General features: G+C 70.0%; 1 pseudogene. It reads left to right on the forward strand.

The annotated features are described in order from the left end of the window. A pseudogene (locus ACTQ05_RS09635) lies at nt 1-197 on the forward strand (IS30 family transposase); the annotation flags it as partial. Between the last annotated feature and the right edge of the window lie 120 nt (nt 198-317).

Genomic DNA, 317 nt, shown 5'->3' on the forward strand with positions numbered 1-317 from the left:
CGCACGTGAACTCCGAGCCCCGCGGCGCGCTCGGCTTCGCGACGCCCGCGCGCGCCTTCAGGGCGATGCTCGGGGAGGACGCGGCGGCGCTGCTGGACGCCTACGGCGTGGAGGACGTGCCGCTCGGCGATCTCGACCTGACGCCGGGGCTCATCGAGAGGGCGCGCGCAGAGAGGGGCGATGCCCCGCTGGCCTAGCCTAGAAGAAAAAACGGAATAGACGGACCGACCGTCCGGCTGAGTCTGGGAAGAGGTGCCGGGCGGCGGGCGGAGCATGGCCACCGGACCCATCGAAACACATCTCCACCATTCCTTCAA

Source organism: Collinsella sp. LCP21S3_A9 (assembly GCF_052118785.1).
Lineage (GTDB): Bacteria > Actinomycetota > Coriobacteriia > Coriobacteriales > Coriobacteriaceae > Collinsella.